This is a genomic window from Paenibacillus sp. NPDC058898, assembly GCF_049316025.1.
Taxonomy (GTDB): Bacteria; Bacillota; Bacilli; order Paenibacillales; family Paenibacillaceae; genus Paenibacillus_AQ.
This window is the reverse complement of record NZ_JBMOSM010000012.1, coordinates 139,216-154,330: the sequence shown is the minus strand read 5'-3', so window position 1 is coordinate 154,330 and position 15,115 is coordinate 139,216. Positions and strand designations below refer to the sequence as shown.

General features: G+C 50.8%; 16 protein-coding genes. 3 read left to right on the top strand and 13 right to left on the bottom strand.

The features are described 5' to 3' along the window. Positions 1-33 precede the first annotated feature (33 nt). The 11 genes from ACOZB4_RS26425 to ssuE all read right to left on the bottom strand — a co-directional run bounded on the left by ACOZB4_RS26425 (position 34) and on the right by ssuE (position 9,054). A complete protein-coding gene (locus tag ACOZB4_RS26425; RefSeq protein WP_379410692.1) occupies positions 34-186 on the bottom strand; it encodes a hypothetical protein in 153 nt (50 codons plus the stop codon). Positions 187-375: 189 nt separating this feature from the next. After that, the gene (locus ACOZB4_RS26420; RefSeq protein ID WP_379410695.1) at positions 376-984 is read right to left on the bottom strand and encodes a TetR/AcrR family transcriptional regulator; all 609 of its coding nucleotides are present in this window, start codon (positions 982-984) and stop codon (positions 376-378) included. Positions 985-1,002: 18 nt separating this feature from the next. Then, a complete protein-coding gene (locus ACOZB4_RS26415; protein WP_379410699.1) occupies positions 1,003-1,854 on the bottom strand; it encodes a CPBP family intramembrane glutamic endopeptidase in 852 nt (283 codons plus the stop codon). Between the two features lie 213 nt (positions 1,855-2,067). After that, positions 2,068-3,009 (bottom strand): GNAT family N-acetyltransferase, encoded by a 942-nt coding sequence (locus ACOZB4_RS26410; RefSeq protein WP_379410701.1) that lies wholly within the window; start codon positions 3,007-3,009, stop codon positions 2,068-2,070. 131 nt (positions 3,010-3,140) lie between these two features. Further along, complete coding sequence (locus ACOZB4_RS26405; RefSeq protein WP_272914349.1) at positions 3,141-3,275, bottom strand: hypothetical protein; 135 nt, start codon at positions 3,273-3,275, stop codon at positions 3,141-3,143. A 165-nt stretch (positions 3,276-3,440) separates the two neighbouring features. Further along, complete coding sequence (locus ACOZB4_RS26400; protein ID WP_379410704.1) at positions 3,441-4,238, bottom strand: DUF817 domain-containing protein; 798 nt, start codon at positions 4,236-4,238, stop codon at positions 3,441-3,443. A 311-nt stretch (positions 4,239-4,549) separates the two neighbouring features. Further along, entirely contained in the window at positions 4,550-5,968 is a 1,419-nt protein-coding gene (locus ACOZB4_RS26395; RefSeq protein ID WP_076322248.1) for an MDR family MFS transporter, read from the bottom strand. An 82-nt stretch (positions 5,969-6,050) separates the two neighbouring features. Continuing rightward, positions 6,051-6,464, bottom strand: coding sequence for a MarR family winged helix-turn-helix transcriptional regulator (locus ACOZB4_RS26390; protein WP_098741772.1), 414 nt, complete (start codon positions 6,462-6,464; stop codon positions 6,051-6,053). 335 nt (positions 6,465-6,799) lie between these two features. Beyond that, positions 6,800-7,570: an AAA family ATPase gene (locus tag ACOZB4_RS26385; protein WP_379410712.1), complete on the bottom strand. Its 771-nt coding sequence runs from the start codon at positions 7,568-7,570 to the stop codon at positions 6,800-6,802. Positions 7,571-7,857: 287 nt separating this feature from the next. Continuing rightward, on the bottom strand, positions 7,858-8,448 hold the full coding sequence (locus ACOZB4_RS26380; protein WP_339270065.1) for an AAA family ATPase: 591 nt from the start codon (positions 8,446-8,448) through the stop codon (positions 7,858-7,860). 60 nt (positions 8,449-8,508) lie between these two features. After that, positions 8,509-9,054, bottom strand: coding sequence for an NADPH-dependent FMN reductase (gene ssuE, locus ACOZB4_RS26375; protein ID WP_379410717.1), 546 nt, complete (start codon positions 9,052-9,054; stop codon positions 8,509-8,511). A 544-nt stretch (positions 9,055-9,598) separates the two neighbouring features. Here ssuE and ACOZB4_RS26370 point away from each other — a divergent pair. Continuing rightward, positions 9,599-10,507, top strand: coding sequence for an SDR family oxidoreductase (locus tag ACOZB4_RS26370; RefSeq protein WP_379410720.1), 909 nt, complete (start codon positions 9,599-9,601; stop codon positions 10,505-10,507). Positions 10,508-10,563: 56 nt separating this feature from the next. Then, positions 10,564-11,019, top strand: coding sequence for a hypothetical protein (locus ACOZB4_RS26365; RefSeq protein ID WP_076322252.1), 456 nt, complete (start codon positions 10,564-10,566; stop codon positions 11,017-11,019). Between the two features lie 67 nt (positions 11,020-11,086). On the opposite strand, the gene ACOZB4_RS26360 is transcribed toward ACOZB4_RS26365, so the two are convergent. Then, positions 11,087-12,829: an NAD(P)H-hydrate dehydratase gene (locus ACOZB4_RS26360; protein WP_379410724.1), complete on the bottom strand. Its 1,743-nt coding sequence runs from the start codon at positions 12,827-12,829 to the stop codon at positions 11,087-11,089. Positions 12,830-12,896: 67 nt separating this feature from the next. Continuing rightward, positions 12,897-13,529: an NAD(P)-dependent oxidoreductase gene (locus ACOZB4_RS26355; protein ID WP_076322255.1), complete on the bottom strand. Its 633-nt coding sequence runs from the start codon at positions 13,527-13,529 to the stop codon at positions 12,897-12,899. Positions 13,530-13,894: 365 nt separating this feature from the next. Here ACOZB4_RS26355 and ACOZB4_RS26350 point away from each other — a divergent pair, with 365 nt between their 5' ends. Then, on the top strand, positions 13,895-14,785 hold the full coding sequence (locus ACOZB4_RS26350; protein ID WP_379410728.1) for a hypothetical protein: 891 nt from the start codon (positions 13,895-13,897) through the stop codon (positions 14,783-14,785). Positions 14,786-15,115: the final 330 nt, after the last annotated feature.

Sequence of the window (15,115 nt, the reverse complement as noted above, 5' to 3'; positions counted from 1 at the left end):
CCATCCGCTTCTTACGGAGCACCCAGGCCCCCATCATATGACCAATTCCGACCCGATCGAATAACTCGAATCGGCCGAGGCCAGAAACAGGACGAGATTCGGCATGAAGTTTTGTTGTATCATAAACTGGGATTCTACAGTCTTCTTGCGAGATGAGCATTCTTCCGCTGATTTCTGCCCGCTCATGAAGCTTTGGGACTCCTCCATGGCGATGGCTTTACGACGTGTAAGCCGGGATTTCAAGCGTTATATAACCGAGTCCCAGCTCGGGGAGTGCCTAGCGGATCGCCTGGGTAAAGAAAGCCTACGATGCACATCTATCGACCATCGATTGTCCGAGCAATGAATATTTTTCAGCAAGTGTGTTCTCTTTTTTCAGTTGGGATCATTCATCGATATTCCCTTTAAAAGCAGCTTGATCGCATTGACATGCAGGGCTGCATATTCATCCCCGCTTAATTTTGGCATCGTTAGGCAGAGCTGCGTTGCTCCAGCTAATGTGGACATCACGCCGAAACTCAACGTTTCGATATCTTCATTAATAAAAACGCCTTGCTCGATCCCTTTTTGCAGCACTTGTCTAATCGCACGATAGGCTACTTCTGTGATCTCTCTCAATGTAGCCAATGCTTCGGATTCGCTTGAAAGTGTTTTAGCATACTCTTCGAGTGCTTGGATTAAGGGACTTTCACAATCTCGTCCGAATAAATCAGCCATTTCAAGCAACTGTTCGCTGGGAGACGTGGATTGCTCGGCCGAACGAAGCCACTTTTGTGACATGTCTTCGGCATGCTGGGTAAGCAATTGGAGAAAGAGTACCTCTTTATTTTTAAAATGATGATACAAATTGCCTTTACTCATCTGTGTCGATGCACATAAGTCGTCCATTGTAGCTCGATCATAACCTTTTTCAATAAATAATAACTTGGCATGGTTCAATATAATCGTTTTTGCTTCTTCTGCCGGCAATCGTCTTCTGGTCATAAAGCTCCTCCCGGAACCTTATGAACGGTTCCTTTTATACTTGAAAAATTGAAAAGCACCATATGAGATAACGATAGCAAAAATCCCAAAGAATGCAAACGGCATATCTAGCGTGTGGCGGTATACCATGCTTTGCAGCCCCATGTTTTCCAATGTCGAAGACCCATACCCCCAAATGGATGTATTAAAAATGTTCGTGGCAAAATGGATCCCGATGGGAGCAGCCAGACCATTGGTGTGGTAGGCAACGATTCCCAGAAAGAATGCCCCCAGCAGGTAATACAACGGTCCAAAAATCCCGTAGTTTAGCATTTCGGGGTTAAAACCATGGATCAGAGCAAAAATTAGGGAAGTGATGAAAATGGACCAGAATACACCGCCTCTTAATGATCTAAACATACGGTACATATAACCTCGGAACAAAATCTCTTCAGCAGCACTTTGAACCAAAATCAAAGGAGCGGTAACAATGAGTACACCCAACCATGGAAGCGGGTCAAAATGAAGCGTAAAAGCTTGAGGATGCACGACGATATCGACAAGCAAATACAAAATAAGCGCCATAAAATACCACAAGAAATAAATCGCAAACTTTCGGAAATCGGGCCTTTTACCTTCAAACAAAAATGTTCTAAAACGAATTTTGAAGAAATATTTGGTGACAAGGAAGATGCCGAGAATAAGGAATAAAAAAGACAAATAAAGTGTGATTAAACTAGGTAATCCTGAGCGAGTAGCGGGAATCAAAGCATTAACAAGATTTAACCATAATAAAGTGCCGCCTTGCCAAATAATAAAAATAACGATGAACCCTGCTACAGATTTGAAGCTGAATGGTATCGGCGGTTGAAGGCCATATTTTTTTTCCATGACATGCACCCATCTCTCATTGTAGTTACCGACTAAATAGTCGGTAACTACAATATACATACCCAATATATGTCTGTCAACAAAATGAACAAAGATTTTGACGCTTGTTATTGCGTGGTTGCCTATAAAAACCATCACTTCTTTGCTTGATCAGCAGCTAATTTTGTTGAATAAACCAAGGAGCTGAAGATTCGATCTAGCCTCCTGGTCGTTTTACCCCTTCGCTGCCCATACCTCGATCTCTACCTGAATGGACGGCATCGCCAGTGCCGGTACGTAGGCCATCGTCATAGCCGGCGCCTTCCCCCCGTGGAATTTCTCCCATACCTGGTGGAAGTGATCCCAGTCGACCTCCTGAACCGCCCAAATGTTGATTTTGACGATATGATCCGCCGACATCGCTTCCGTTGCCAATAACCTCTCAATGTTCGCCAAGGTATTCTCCACCTGCTGCTTCATATCTTCCGGCAAGTTCCCCTCCCTATCGGTTCCCACCTGACCGGAGAAGACCAACAGCTCAGCCCCTCTCGGAACCTTGGTTACATGGGTATAAGGCCCGATCGGCGGGGCGATACCTGGCGGATTGTACCGCTGAATTGGAGACGGCTGTTCCTCATCGGCTTCATTCAAAATAGCCAGCGTCTGATGGTCTTCCCATGTCCCGTTGATTTTCACGTTTTTCCGGGCAATGCCTTCTTTATGGAATCCAGCTTTCAAAAGCACTTGGATCGAGCCCAGGTTGTGCGGCATCACACCCGCCTCAATTCGGTGAAACTTCAATTCCTGAAAGGCAAACTTCACAATCAATTGAACCGCTTCGGTCATATAGCCCTTTCCGTTGTGGTCTTGGTCCAAAAAGTAACCGATCCAGCAGCTCTGCAGATTCCCCCGCACCACTTCGGTCAGCATAATCTCGCCGATAATCGCTCCGGTGTCCTGCAGTCCAATCACATAAACATACCCTTGATCTGCCTTGCTGACTTCCATGGCCTTTCGGATCCGCTCAAGCTGACACTGATGGGTGTAGAAGCTCTCTTCCCTTAAGCCCGTAAACCGCTGAAAAAAATCCCGGTTATCCTTCTCGAGCTTCAGCAGTGCCTCTACATCCGATTCCTCTACCGACTTGACATAAATCTGTTTCCCTTGCATAAACATGGTATCCTCTCCTTTGTTTGAAGCATTAGAAACACAAAAAAACACCACAGCGCACCTGTGGTGTACATGCCGATCTATGCAACCACAAGCAAGCGACCTGTGGTGTTCAATTCCACTGCATCCTCATCCGGTTACCGAATGGAAGGATCCTTGATCGCTGAATATCCGATTTTGGACACACTTCTCCCATTATCGGACGGATCAAAGAAAACAGCGGTGGAGTATCCCATGCCTTTTGCCAAAGACGCCAATGATCTTTTTTTCATGTGAATACTCCTCCCTTCTGCTTCGCGCGGTTCATCTGTTCCAAACATCTATGTTCATAAAAAATCCCTCGCCTTACAGCTCGAGTCGCAACGTTAGTCTTCCATACCTTAATTAGCCATAGGATACATGATTTCGAATGAATGGTCAAATTCGCTAAACTGGATTTACATGACCGTTCCCTTCGGATTGTCTTTGGCCGGTCCTCTGCCTTGTTTCAGATGCTTCAGCTGAGCCACAATAATGACACTGATCACCACCAGCAGAAACCACGAGCTGATTTTGCCGATATGCACAAGGCTCCATGTCCGCTCCTGACCCGGATAGGTCCAAGCTCCAAGAAACGTAGAAATATTCTCAGCGATCCAGATGAAAAAGCCAATCAGCAGAAACGACAGCACCAGCGGCATTCGTAGGGTTTTTCCGTCCACATCGAAATACACCATGGTTCTGCCAAAAACCACGAACAACAATGCCGTGAGAAGCCAGCGTGCATCCCACACGTAGTGATGGGTAAAGAAGTTGGCATAGATCGCTGCGCTGATCAGCACAGTCAGCACAGGCAGCGGCCAGCCGGTGATGCGCAAATTCATTCGGCGCCATGCCTGGCATATATAACTGGCTACACTGGCGTACATAAAGCCGCTGTACAGCGGGACTCCGCCGATTTTGCTCCAGCCCTCCTCCGGGTAAGACCATGAGCCCATATGCACTTTATACAGCTCCAGCATCAAACCGATGATATGAAAGACACAGATGACCTTCAGCTCATCCCATGTCTCCAGCTTGCTCACCAACATCCCGATTTGTGACAGTACACATATGAGAAGGATGAGATCATACCGCGCCAAACCGGGAATTTCAATCACCTTGGTCAGTCCCAGCGCGCCGAAGATAATCACTGGAAATATGCAGGACAAGGCCTGCTGATAACCGAAAATCCACAGCTTCCGTATAAATTCCATAAGCTCCTCCTACCACCTGCACATTCGTATACTTCACCCTACCACAGACCGCGAATTCAATAAAAGAACAGCATTGTCATAATTCGTCCAATCCATTGGAGGGTGCAAGGCAAAAAAAGAGAGCAGCCCTTCAGCTGCCCTCTCATCGGTTAACGTCCTATTTGACTATAACTTGAGGTTGTGCATGACGCCAATGATGCAGTTCAACCAACCCCGTTCAATCGCTTGATACCTTTCGAGTTACCCTGTCTTGCGCTAAGCTTCAACAGCCCGAAGGATCATCTTCTCCAGTATGGCCGATGAACGCTGGGTCAGAGGGCGACAGGGTGGACCGATTTTTTCTTTTTGACCCGTAACAAAAATGTAAGAGGTATGGCAATAACAGCCACCATCGTTCCGATCATAAACACATCATCAATGCCCATCGTTGTTGCGGCACGCTGGGTCGAAGCCCCCGCTCCCATGTAATAGGATGTTCTGGATACCACCAGTGCGCTGAATATGCCGATCGATAATGAAGCAAGCCCTTGTCGTGCCCAGTTCGTGATGGACGATGCGTGACCTGAATATTCGCTGGACACCGCACTCATTGCTGCGTTCGTTAACGGCATATTGCATAAAGCAATGCCAAGGCAGCGAACCAGCTGCAGCAAGGAAATGTACATAACCGAGGTGTTGGTACCGATTCCGCTGAAAGCGAGCGTGGCTGCCACAATGATGAGAACTCCCGTGATCACCAGCCGGAATGGGCCGATCCGATCATAAAATTTACCGATAAGTGGCGACGCTGCTGCCATGACAATCGCGCCCGGCAGCATGATCAGGCCGGTATCCATCGGGGACAGCTTCAGCACAGTCTGCAAATAGAGCGGCACCAGCAAGGTTCCCGTATACAGGGATATTGTCACGATGCAGTTCAGGATCAAGCTGTACCGGAATCGGGGGAATTTGAATACTTTAAGCTGCAATAACGGGGATGAAATCCGCAGCTCCCACTTAACGAAGAACAGCAGCAGTAAGACTCCGGAGATGAGTAGAGACAGGGTCTTCCAGGATCCCCAACCCCAGTCGTTACCATGGCTGAAGGAAAGCAACAAAAGAGAACTGCCTGCCACCACTGTCAAGAATCCGAGGAAATCAAACGATTTCTTCCCGGTCAGTCGGTAAAAAGGAATGAATTTGCTTACGATGACAATCGAGATCAGGCCGATCGGAATATTTAGAATGAAAATCGATTTCCAGCCAAAATATTGCACCAGCCATCCGCCAAGTGTCGGCCCAATCACCGGTGCCAGCATGGAGGCCAGGCTCCATAGCCCCATGGCATAGGCTTGCCGTTCCCTGGGAAATACCTGGTAGATGATCGTCATCGTAATCGGGATAATCATCCCGCCGAACACACCTTGCGTAATCCGGAACGCAATCAAGGTCTCGATATTCCAGGCTACGACGCATAATAGCGACGAGAGTGTAAAACCCATCAATGCCAGGACAAACAGCCTCTTATAACTGAGCTGGTCCCCCATGTAGCCTACGATGGGAGCCACAATTCCCGTGGCGAGCAGGTACCCGGCCATCAGCCATTGGGTTGTGCTCAGCGTGGCATCGAACTGCTCCATCACAACCGGAAAGGCCACGTTGATGGTGGTGATGCTGAGCACCGCCAGAAAGTTACCGAAAAAGATAGCGCTCATAATAAGCCAAAATGAAGATTTATCTTGTGTATTCACATGAAGCCTCCTAAACAAAGTAACCCCGCCCGGATCTGATTAACAGAGCTGGAGGCGGGATTCGAAGAGTACAGTCCTAGGGTTATGGAAATAACTTTTTGCCAAGCAATCGCAGTAAAATATACAGGTTATCCGCCTCATCCTCATCCAGCTGCTTGAAGGATTCCATGACGGCATAATCCCCCTCGCTGCGCGCATCGAGCACAAGCTGCCGGCCTTCTGCCGTAAGATTGACATAATGGCTTCGTCCATCACTGGGATTGGGCGTTCGAACCACCAATCCCCGCTGTCCCAGAGCGTCTACCAAATACGTGATTGTTGCAGCCTTAAGCTCCATATGCTCAGCCAACCGGTTGGGAAGCAGCGGACCCTGCTGCTCGATCAAACTTAAAATCTTATATTGATTCATCGTTAAATCGTTCTTTCTCAAGTGATTCAAAAAAGATACGACGCGATGCCTCGTCATTTTATCCGATAACTCACGGTACATATCCATGAGTCTCTCCACGCTTGCTTCTCTTCCGTTCTCCAGAGCATTTCACCTCGATCTTATTTTAGTTCAACGATTCTAACTTGTAAACATCATTTTCATGTTTTCATTTCCGAATTTCCCTTTTAATTCATGTTTTATCACTAAACTACTTAGGTTATTCGAAGTTTACTGCGGGGATTTGAGCCGCCTGAATCCCTAAAGAAGACACCCTTCCAGAAAAACTCCCCATGGTATGCCCTTCATAACGATTCGCCTAGTCTAAATCCCCGCTGCTATACAAAAAAGGGGCCCGGTAAGGCCAACTAACGCCTTCGGAACCCTTCACACTCGATATATGGCTATTCTTCATCGTCTGCAAACAATTCATGGAGCATCGCTTCCCGGCGATTCACAAATTCCTTCGTAATCATATAATGATCCGTTTCCTCCAAACTCGACTCTTCCCCCCCTTCGGAAGTCAGCTTATAGATGACGGAATCGGGATAGGCCATAACAATCGGCGAATGCGTGGAAATAATAAACTGCGAATCTTCCTGGACCAGGTCATGGATGCGTCTGAGCAGCGCCATTTGGCGAAATGGGGACAACGCCGCTTCCGGCTCGTCCATGATATACAGGCCATTCCCCCAAAACCGGTGCAAAAAGGTGGCAAAAAACGATTCTCCGTGCGACTGCTGGTGAAGCGATTTGCCGCCGTAGGAATCTTTGATGGGAGGACGGCCGAGGCACTCTTCAGCATCCAACTGGTCGATATTCGTCGCGACGTTATAATAGCTCTCCGCCCGAAAGAAAAACCCGTCACGCGGTTTGCGTACACCTCGGACAGTTCGTATATATTCATGAAGCTTGGAATGCGTCTCCTCGGTTGAGAACGAGAAGTTCATCGTCCCTCCTTCCGGATTAAACCCGAGGGCCGTGGCAATCGCCTCCAGCAGCGTGGATTTGCCCATACCATTCTCGCCCACGATATAAGTGACCTTCGGATGAAAATGGAGTCCGTCCAAAGCCGCAACCGCCGGCAAATTAAAAGGATATTCATGAAATGACGGGACACGGTCCCTCATTAACACAACGCTTCGCAGATAGGCAAGCATAGCAGCGTTATCCAAGCGCTTTCCCTCCTTGATTTATGAAGCCTATAATTCTAGTCTACTATATAACATTCCAGCAGTGGTTCCAATTAGGACCAGAGCCCCTATATCTGAGTATAAGCATGGGACGTTTCCCTGAAGATTGAATATGAGCAGCCTGTTTGCGCCTACGCGTAAACAGGAGGGCATTCCCTGGAGTTGTTTGTTGCCTCATCGATACTCAAAAAATGCGCCATCACAGGGCTCACCGGCACCTGGAATGACGCACTTTTTTATATTATATCGAATGCGGTAGTTCCGATATGCTATTCGCTTACGATAAATTGATAGAGCTCCTCGACCTTCTCTTCCGTCAGATCGCCGCTGTTATCGAATACCTTAATGGACGTCTGAGGAATGTCCCAGTTCACTTCCGGAACGAAATCGACGCGCTTCTTGAAGTCGTCCCAATGATCCAGTTTCCACTGATCCCGCTCGGTCTGTCGGTCAACGATCCGTTCCTTCTGCAAATCCATGTCTTTGAGGGCGACCACAATGACCTTCACGTCAACGTCGCTCTTCGTTAATCCAGCCGATGCGATGACTTCTTCAATCCATTCGCGATTCTTGAGCTCGGCGGTAAACGGAGAAATCATAAAGACATTTTGTCCGGCACCCAGGTTCTCGATGCAAATGTCCTTGGTCGTGTCATATTCCAGATCACGCAGGTTCTCTTTATAAAAGGAAGAGTCGCGATCGTTCGGATCCAGTCCGTTACTTTCCAGGAATTTTTCAACAAAGCGTCCCCCCACCGTATCGCGATCGAGAAATGCAGCCGGTATACGGACTGCAAGCTTCTTGGCTACGGTTGTCTTGCCTGTACCGGCCACGCCGACAAAAAACACTAGCTTTTGCAAATGGTATCCCTCCATATGATCTCTATCGGTTTTATATCCCTGTCGTTCACTCGGGCATTCTTAAACACGTTCTGCCCGGTAACGGGTTTCTTCAATTAACTCCTCCATTGCGGAGGCCAAACGTTCCTGGAGCACTTCCGCTACATCGAATCCGCCCTCTTCAGTACGTGCCACTTGGGCATCCACCGCGTACACGCCTCCTAGAATATGACGGGCTCCGATCGAAGAAAGCACGGGCTTAAGCGAATAATCAATCGCCAGCAGATGCGCGAGACTGCCGCCGATGAACATCGGAAGTACGATTTTTCCGGCCAATCCTTTTTGCGGAATCAGGTCTAAAAATGTTTTCAGAACGCCCGTAAACGAAGCTTTATAAACCGGACTTGCCACAATCACGGCATCAGCCTCGGCCACAAGCCCGTTCGCTTTGACAATATGTTCACTCTCAAACTTGGTATGAATCAAATCCTCAGGCGGGAGCCCAGCCACGTCGATTCGGCTAACCTCGAAATTCGCAGCAGTCAATGCCTGCTCCGCATACTCCATAATCGCATTCAATCGGGATCCGGCTGTGGGACTCCCGTTAATAATAACAGCTTTCGCCATAATCATTCACCTCGGCTTATCTTATAGTGTCGCCATCTCATCCATTCATACGATCGCTATGTAAGATCCTCTCGACTTAAAGTCAGACGGCCATAGCCAACATTTTAGAAAAGGAGGACTTTACAAAGAACCGCAAAGTCTTCCATAAGCAGTCGCTCTTAAATCCGACGTTTACCAATATAAATCAGAGCAAATTTGTCAGAATTAATATCATCGTATCAATGTGTCCGCGCTTTTGTCAATGCAGCAGCACCGGCAATTGAACCTTGGCATTTCGCGAACCACTACGCTCATTTCCTCCCCGAACTTCCTGGGTAATGTGATGATCCCGTTCATATACTTCATAGCGATGCAGCGAAAGCGGTGCTGGATCGCTATTCCGCGATCAATTCCTCGCCACTCTTCTTCATCCATTCCCAATAGCGCCGACACGTAAAAGCACGACCTTTCACCTATTCTGTTCACAAACGGCACCCCGGACTAGGCGAATGCATAGAGATAAAGCATCGACGTTCAACGATAACAACCTAAAAGGAGGAATGAAATGAATCCCCAACAACCCATTCCCTACGTTGGCTCCAAAACAGAATGCAAGGAACAGCCCCTCGCTTTCCCTCCACAGCATCAAAACTGCCAGCCGGGCCTGGAGAGTCTAATGTCTCCGCGTCCGATCAGCGAAGATCCCGCGTACCGAGGCAGCGGTAAACTGGATGGCAAAATCGCTATTGTGACTGGGGGAGACAGCGGTATCGGCAAAGCGGCCGCCATTGCCTTCGCCAAGGAAGGTGCCGATCTGGTCATCCCATACTTATATGAGACTTCGGATGCGGAGGTGACGAAACAACGGATTGAATCGTTCGGCAGACGATGCCTCTTAATGAAGATTGATCTGCGATACAAAAAAAACTGCGAAGCCGTGGTTAACGAAACGATAGCCTGCTTCGGCAAGCTGGATGTTCTCGTGAACAACCATGGCGTCCAGTATGTGCAGCGCAGCATCTTGGACATCACGGAAGAACAGCTCCATCACACCTATCAAACGAATATCTTTCCCTTCTTCTTCATGATCCAGGCAGCGCTGCCCCACATGAAATCCGGGGCGTCGATCATCAACACGGCCTCCATTACCGCCTATGACGGTTTAAAGGAGCTCATCGACTATTCCTCAACCAAAGGCGCCATTGTTTCCCTTACCCGATCCCTGGCCCTTTCGCTGGTCGATCAAGGCATCCGCGTCAATTCCGTCGCTCCGGGCTCAGTCTGGACGCCGCTCATCCCATCCAGCTTCTCCGCTGAAGAGGTCGCCGTATTCGGAACGAAATCACCGATGAAGCGGGCCGCACAGCCCTACGAGCTGGCACCCGCCTATGTTTACCTGGCGTCATCCATCTGCTCATCTTTTGTCACGGGTCAGGCTATTCACGTCAACGGAGGGCAGATGGTAACCAGCTAGCATGGATGCCGCAAGCATCTGAGAATTCTATGAATAACGAGCAGAGGATGTGTACAATGAACACCGAAATTCCCAAACGGTCTGCCCGGATGGACATGGGGTTTTATGCATTAAACAAGCTCGCCAGTGCCGGCATCGTTGTGCTGCTGCTGAGCCTGCTTGATTGGGTGTGGCCTTCCAGCGCTGATCAAGCTTCGGAATGGTTAGGCCTCTATATGCCGCAAGAGCACTGGGTATACGGTTACGCGCTGACCGCGTCTCTTGCAGCGGATGCCATTCTCTCGTTCCTGCCTTCGCTGCATAAGGGTAAACAAGCCGCCGTGTACGGAGCGGTCGGTTTTCTGTTCTTCGCCTTATCCACAGGCGGGAATCCGGAGCAGCTCTGGCTTCGCGCAGCAGCGGGAGCCTTGACACTGCTGCTCTTCTTGTGGGGAAAGCATACGTTCTCCAGCAATTCTCTGGCCACCCCGTTCTTTGCCTTGGCCGTTCCCCTCTTGTGCTGGGTGATCTGATTCATGTGCCCATAGCTTCCTTCCATGCAAAAAGGGCCCTCCGAGGGCCCTTCCCTTGCTCTTCGCTTCAAAGTGCTGCGATGACATCCCCGGCGATGACCGAGGCAGGATGTCCCCGATGCCGCGCGGCTCGCTCGCCGGCACGGCCGTGCAGCCACACGCCAAGCGCGGCTGCAGACGGACCGGCATATCCTTGCGCCAGCAGGCTGGCAATGATGCCGGTCAGCACGTCCCCGGTGCCTCCGGTCGCCATGCCGGAGGTGCCGGTTGGGTTGATGTAGGCTTGTCCGTCCGGCGAAGCCACGACGGTATGCGCCCCCTTGAGCACGAGGGTAACCCCGTGCTCGGTCGCAAACCCTGCGGCGGCACCGATCCGGTCCTGCTGCAGCTCGGCGGTGGGGATATCCAGCATCCGGGACATCTCCCCCGGATGTGGGGTCAGCACCGTTGCCGCACCGCGCGGCTCCCAGGTGCTGAAATCACCGGCTGCGGACAGCATATTTAGCGCATCGGCATCCACCACTAGCGGCCCTTCCCATTCTTCCCACAAACGGCGGAGCCACCTGGCATCTCCGTCAAAGCGGCCAAGCCCCGGACCTACGGCCAGCACATCACGGGTTTTGGCGAGTTCCAGCACCCGTTCCGCAGAGGCCTCATTCCAGTAGCCACCGCTCTCTTCGCCTGTGGCGGGTGCGAGCATCACCTCGGGCGCGGCTCCGCTCAGCGGCAGCACCAGGCTTGCAGGGAGCGCCCAGGTCACCAAGCCGCAGCCCGCGCGAAGCGCTGCCCGGGAAGCGAGCAGGCCTGCGCCGCTCATCGTACGGCTTCCCCCTACGGTCAGGACGTGACCGTAGGTGCCCTTATGCCCGTCCGGCGAGCGGTAGCGGGACACGTCCGCACCCAGCTCGGTCCGAAGCACATGCGGGGTGAGCAGATGCGTGCTGACGCCCTGCTCCCGGCACAGCGATGCCGGGATGCCGATGGAGCGGACCACCACCCGGCCTGCCGCTTCGGCGCCGGGGTACTGCACCAGGCCTCGCTTCAAGAAGGCGAGGCATACCGTCACCGCGGACGAGATGCACGGCTCGTGCCGCGCGCCGGTATCGGCGTCCAGTCCGCTCGGAATATCCGCGGACACAATTGGCAGGCCGCTGTCATTGGCGGCCTGGATCAGCGCGGCGTAAGCGCCGCGGGGCGCGCCGGTCGCGCCCGTGCCGAGCAGCGCGTCCACGATGCCGGTGTACGCGCCGTAGTCCACGGCTTCATGGCCGTGGACCAGAGCCGGGATGCCGAGCGCTGCCGCGGCATCCCGCTGCACCGCCGCCTCGCCGGCAAGCGCGGACGGCTCGGCGGCATAGAGCAGCGTGACGCGCATACCGGCGTCACGCAAATGCCGGGCAGCGACCACCCCGTCGCCGCCGTTATTGCCTTTGCCCACCAGAATGAGCCAGTGCTGCTGCGCTGCAAGCGCGGTGGGCAATCGAGCCTCTCCGTCGATGACAGGCGACGGGCGGCTCATCACCAGAGCATGATCATTCCCGGTAGGAGCCTCCGCCACTTCCGAATGCTCCGGTAATGAGAGCCGTTCTTGCCACCCATCATCCCGTATGAATGACCGAGACTTTCCTGCGGTCACAGCACCTGCAGTGTAAAGGGAGCAGTTCACTCTATCACGCTCTAGGCACAGCTTCAGAACTTCCTCGGCAATCGCCTTACCCGCATTCTCCATCAGCGCAATCGCCGGAATACCAATTCGATGAATCGTATGGTTGTCGAGTGCCCTCATCTGTTCAGACGTTACAACATACATCAAAAGCTCTCCCCTTTGCTTCGATATATCCTACACAAACGTTCCGTCGACTCAGGATACCCCTCTATTAATAAGCAACAGTAAAACGGGACTGAATAAACTGCGGATCATCCAGCTCGTCGATCACGGCTACCGCGAAATCTTCAACCGAAATTCGGCTGCTTCCACTATCATCGGTCACCAGGCGATCCATGCCGATCCGGAACTGTCCGGTGCGTTTCCCCGGCTCGATGATCGCCGCCGGACTGACATACGTCCATTCCAGATCGCTTTCCTTATACAGGTCGTAAGCATCCGCATGCGCACGGGCAAGCGGCCTGATCTCCTCCGGAAATTCCGGGGTGTCCATAAGCGGTACGCCGCTATCGGCAATCAAGCTGCCAGCACCGCCAACGATCAATAGACGGGTAACGCCGCCGCGTCTCGTTCCCTCTACAATCGTGCGTGCGGCTGCAACGAGCTCCTCTTCCTGGCCGAACTTCGGACCAAAAGCGCTAATGACAGCATCATGCCCTTGAATCGCCTCTTCTAATGATGAAGGATCCATGACATCCGCTTTGACTTTCTTTAATCGTTCATGCTCTGAATCCAATCGATCCGGATTACGCAATACCGCCATGACTTCGTGCCCCCGGCGCAGCGCTTCCTCCGTAATTCGTCTCCCGATCGTTCCGCTTGCTCCAATTAATGCTACCTTCATGTTCATCGCTCCTTCGCTTAGAAATTATACTATATCACCCCTGGTGATGAATGGCTCTTTACTGAATCTTAAGTAGTATTATAAACACCTAGTGCCAACTATAGCCGTTCCGGGGTGTCGCACCTCCTATTTACTTATCCCCTTACAGACCTCTTCAAACTCCACTCGTTCATTTTTCCTCAAAACAATAGATCTTTAGACCTATGTATCACAATATTATTTTCACCGATAGAATACATAGATGCATTTTTATGAATATATATATATTGCATAATGACTTAATTCGCATTACTAAGGTCGTGTGTTTGCTGGAATTTGTCGTTTTTCTATGACGTTATCGTAATGTAAAGGAGATTATCCATACAATGAAAATAAAATACGTCCACTTGCTGGCCCTCTGTCTCGCAAGCAGTCTGCTGCTAAGCAGCTTCTCCCTTCAGCCTGATGCGGCTGCAGCCGCATCCCGCCAGAAGGCAACCTGGTTCTGGGATACCCCGCAGATTCAAGATTCGGCTGATGACATTCTGAATTTCGCCACCAGTCAAGGCGTAAATGTGCTCTATCTGCAGATGAACCGTGATGTTCGGCCCGAATATTACCGCAGCTTTATCCGCCAAGCAGGTGAACAGGGGATCGAGGTTCATGCCCTTGGCGGCGCGCCTAACTGGGCGCTGGAAACGGAGCGTCATCGATTAGAAACTTTCATTCAATGGATCGCTGCATATCAGGCTTCCGCTGCTCCGAATGAGCGCTTCACCGGCATTCATGTCGATATCGAACCACATGTGCTGGCCGAGTGGAAAACAAACCAGCCCTCCTTGGTAAAGCAATGGCAAGCGAGCGTCCGCTATCTGGTCCATGAAGCGCACACAATGAATCTACCCATCGGTTCTGACATGACATTCTGGCTGCATGGCTACCAGCTGCCGGATCAGTCGATGTCGATCAGTCGGTGGATGATCCAGCAGTTCGACCAGGTTGTCATTATGGCCTATCGTGATCAGGCAGACAACATTTACAGCGTCGCTGCTGCCGAGCTTAAGGAAGCCGATGAACTTGGCAAGGAAGCCCTGATTGCCGTAGAGACCAAATCGAGCAATGAGGGAGCTTATATTACCTTTTTTGAGGAAGGCACGTCCTATATGGAAGAGCAGTTGTCCAAAGTATGTATCAAAGCGGAGAAGCACCCTTCGTTCTCCGGGTTCGCCATTCATGACTACAGGTACTGGAAGGCATTACATGACTCCGATCGATAACATCGCGATTATTTCATAGTAGGAATAAAAAAGATGGCGTTTCAAGAGGGTGTTTCCTCTGGCGCCATCTTTATATTTTTAGATGAAGGAACTCATCCTCTCCACCCGGGTAAAGGCCTGATTGCTCTTAAACCGTCAACATGAGAAGCAGTACATAACCGACCGTCAATTTCGCGCGTTGCAGCGGCGCTTTTTTTACCTGCACTTCCTTCACCCCGGCCCCTCCCTCTCTTTCGATGCTACCGTCTTATTCATATACTATATGCGGCTCGGTCTCTTATGTTGCCTTGGGGAAAAATTGTTTGCCAAGAAAAAAACCGATTAGCCATG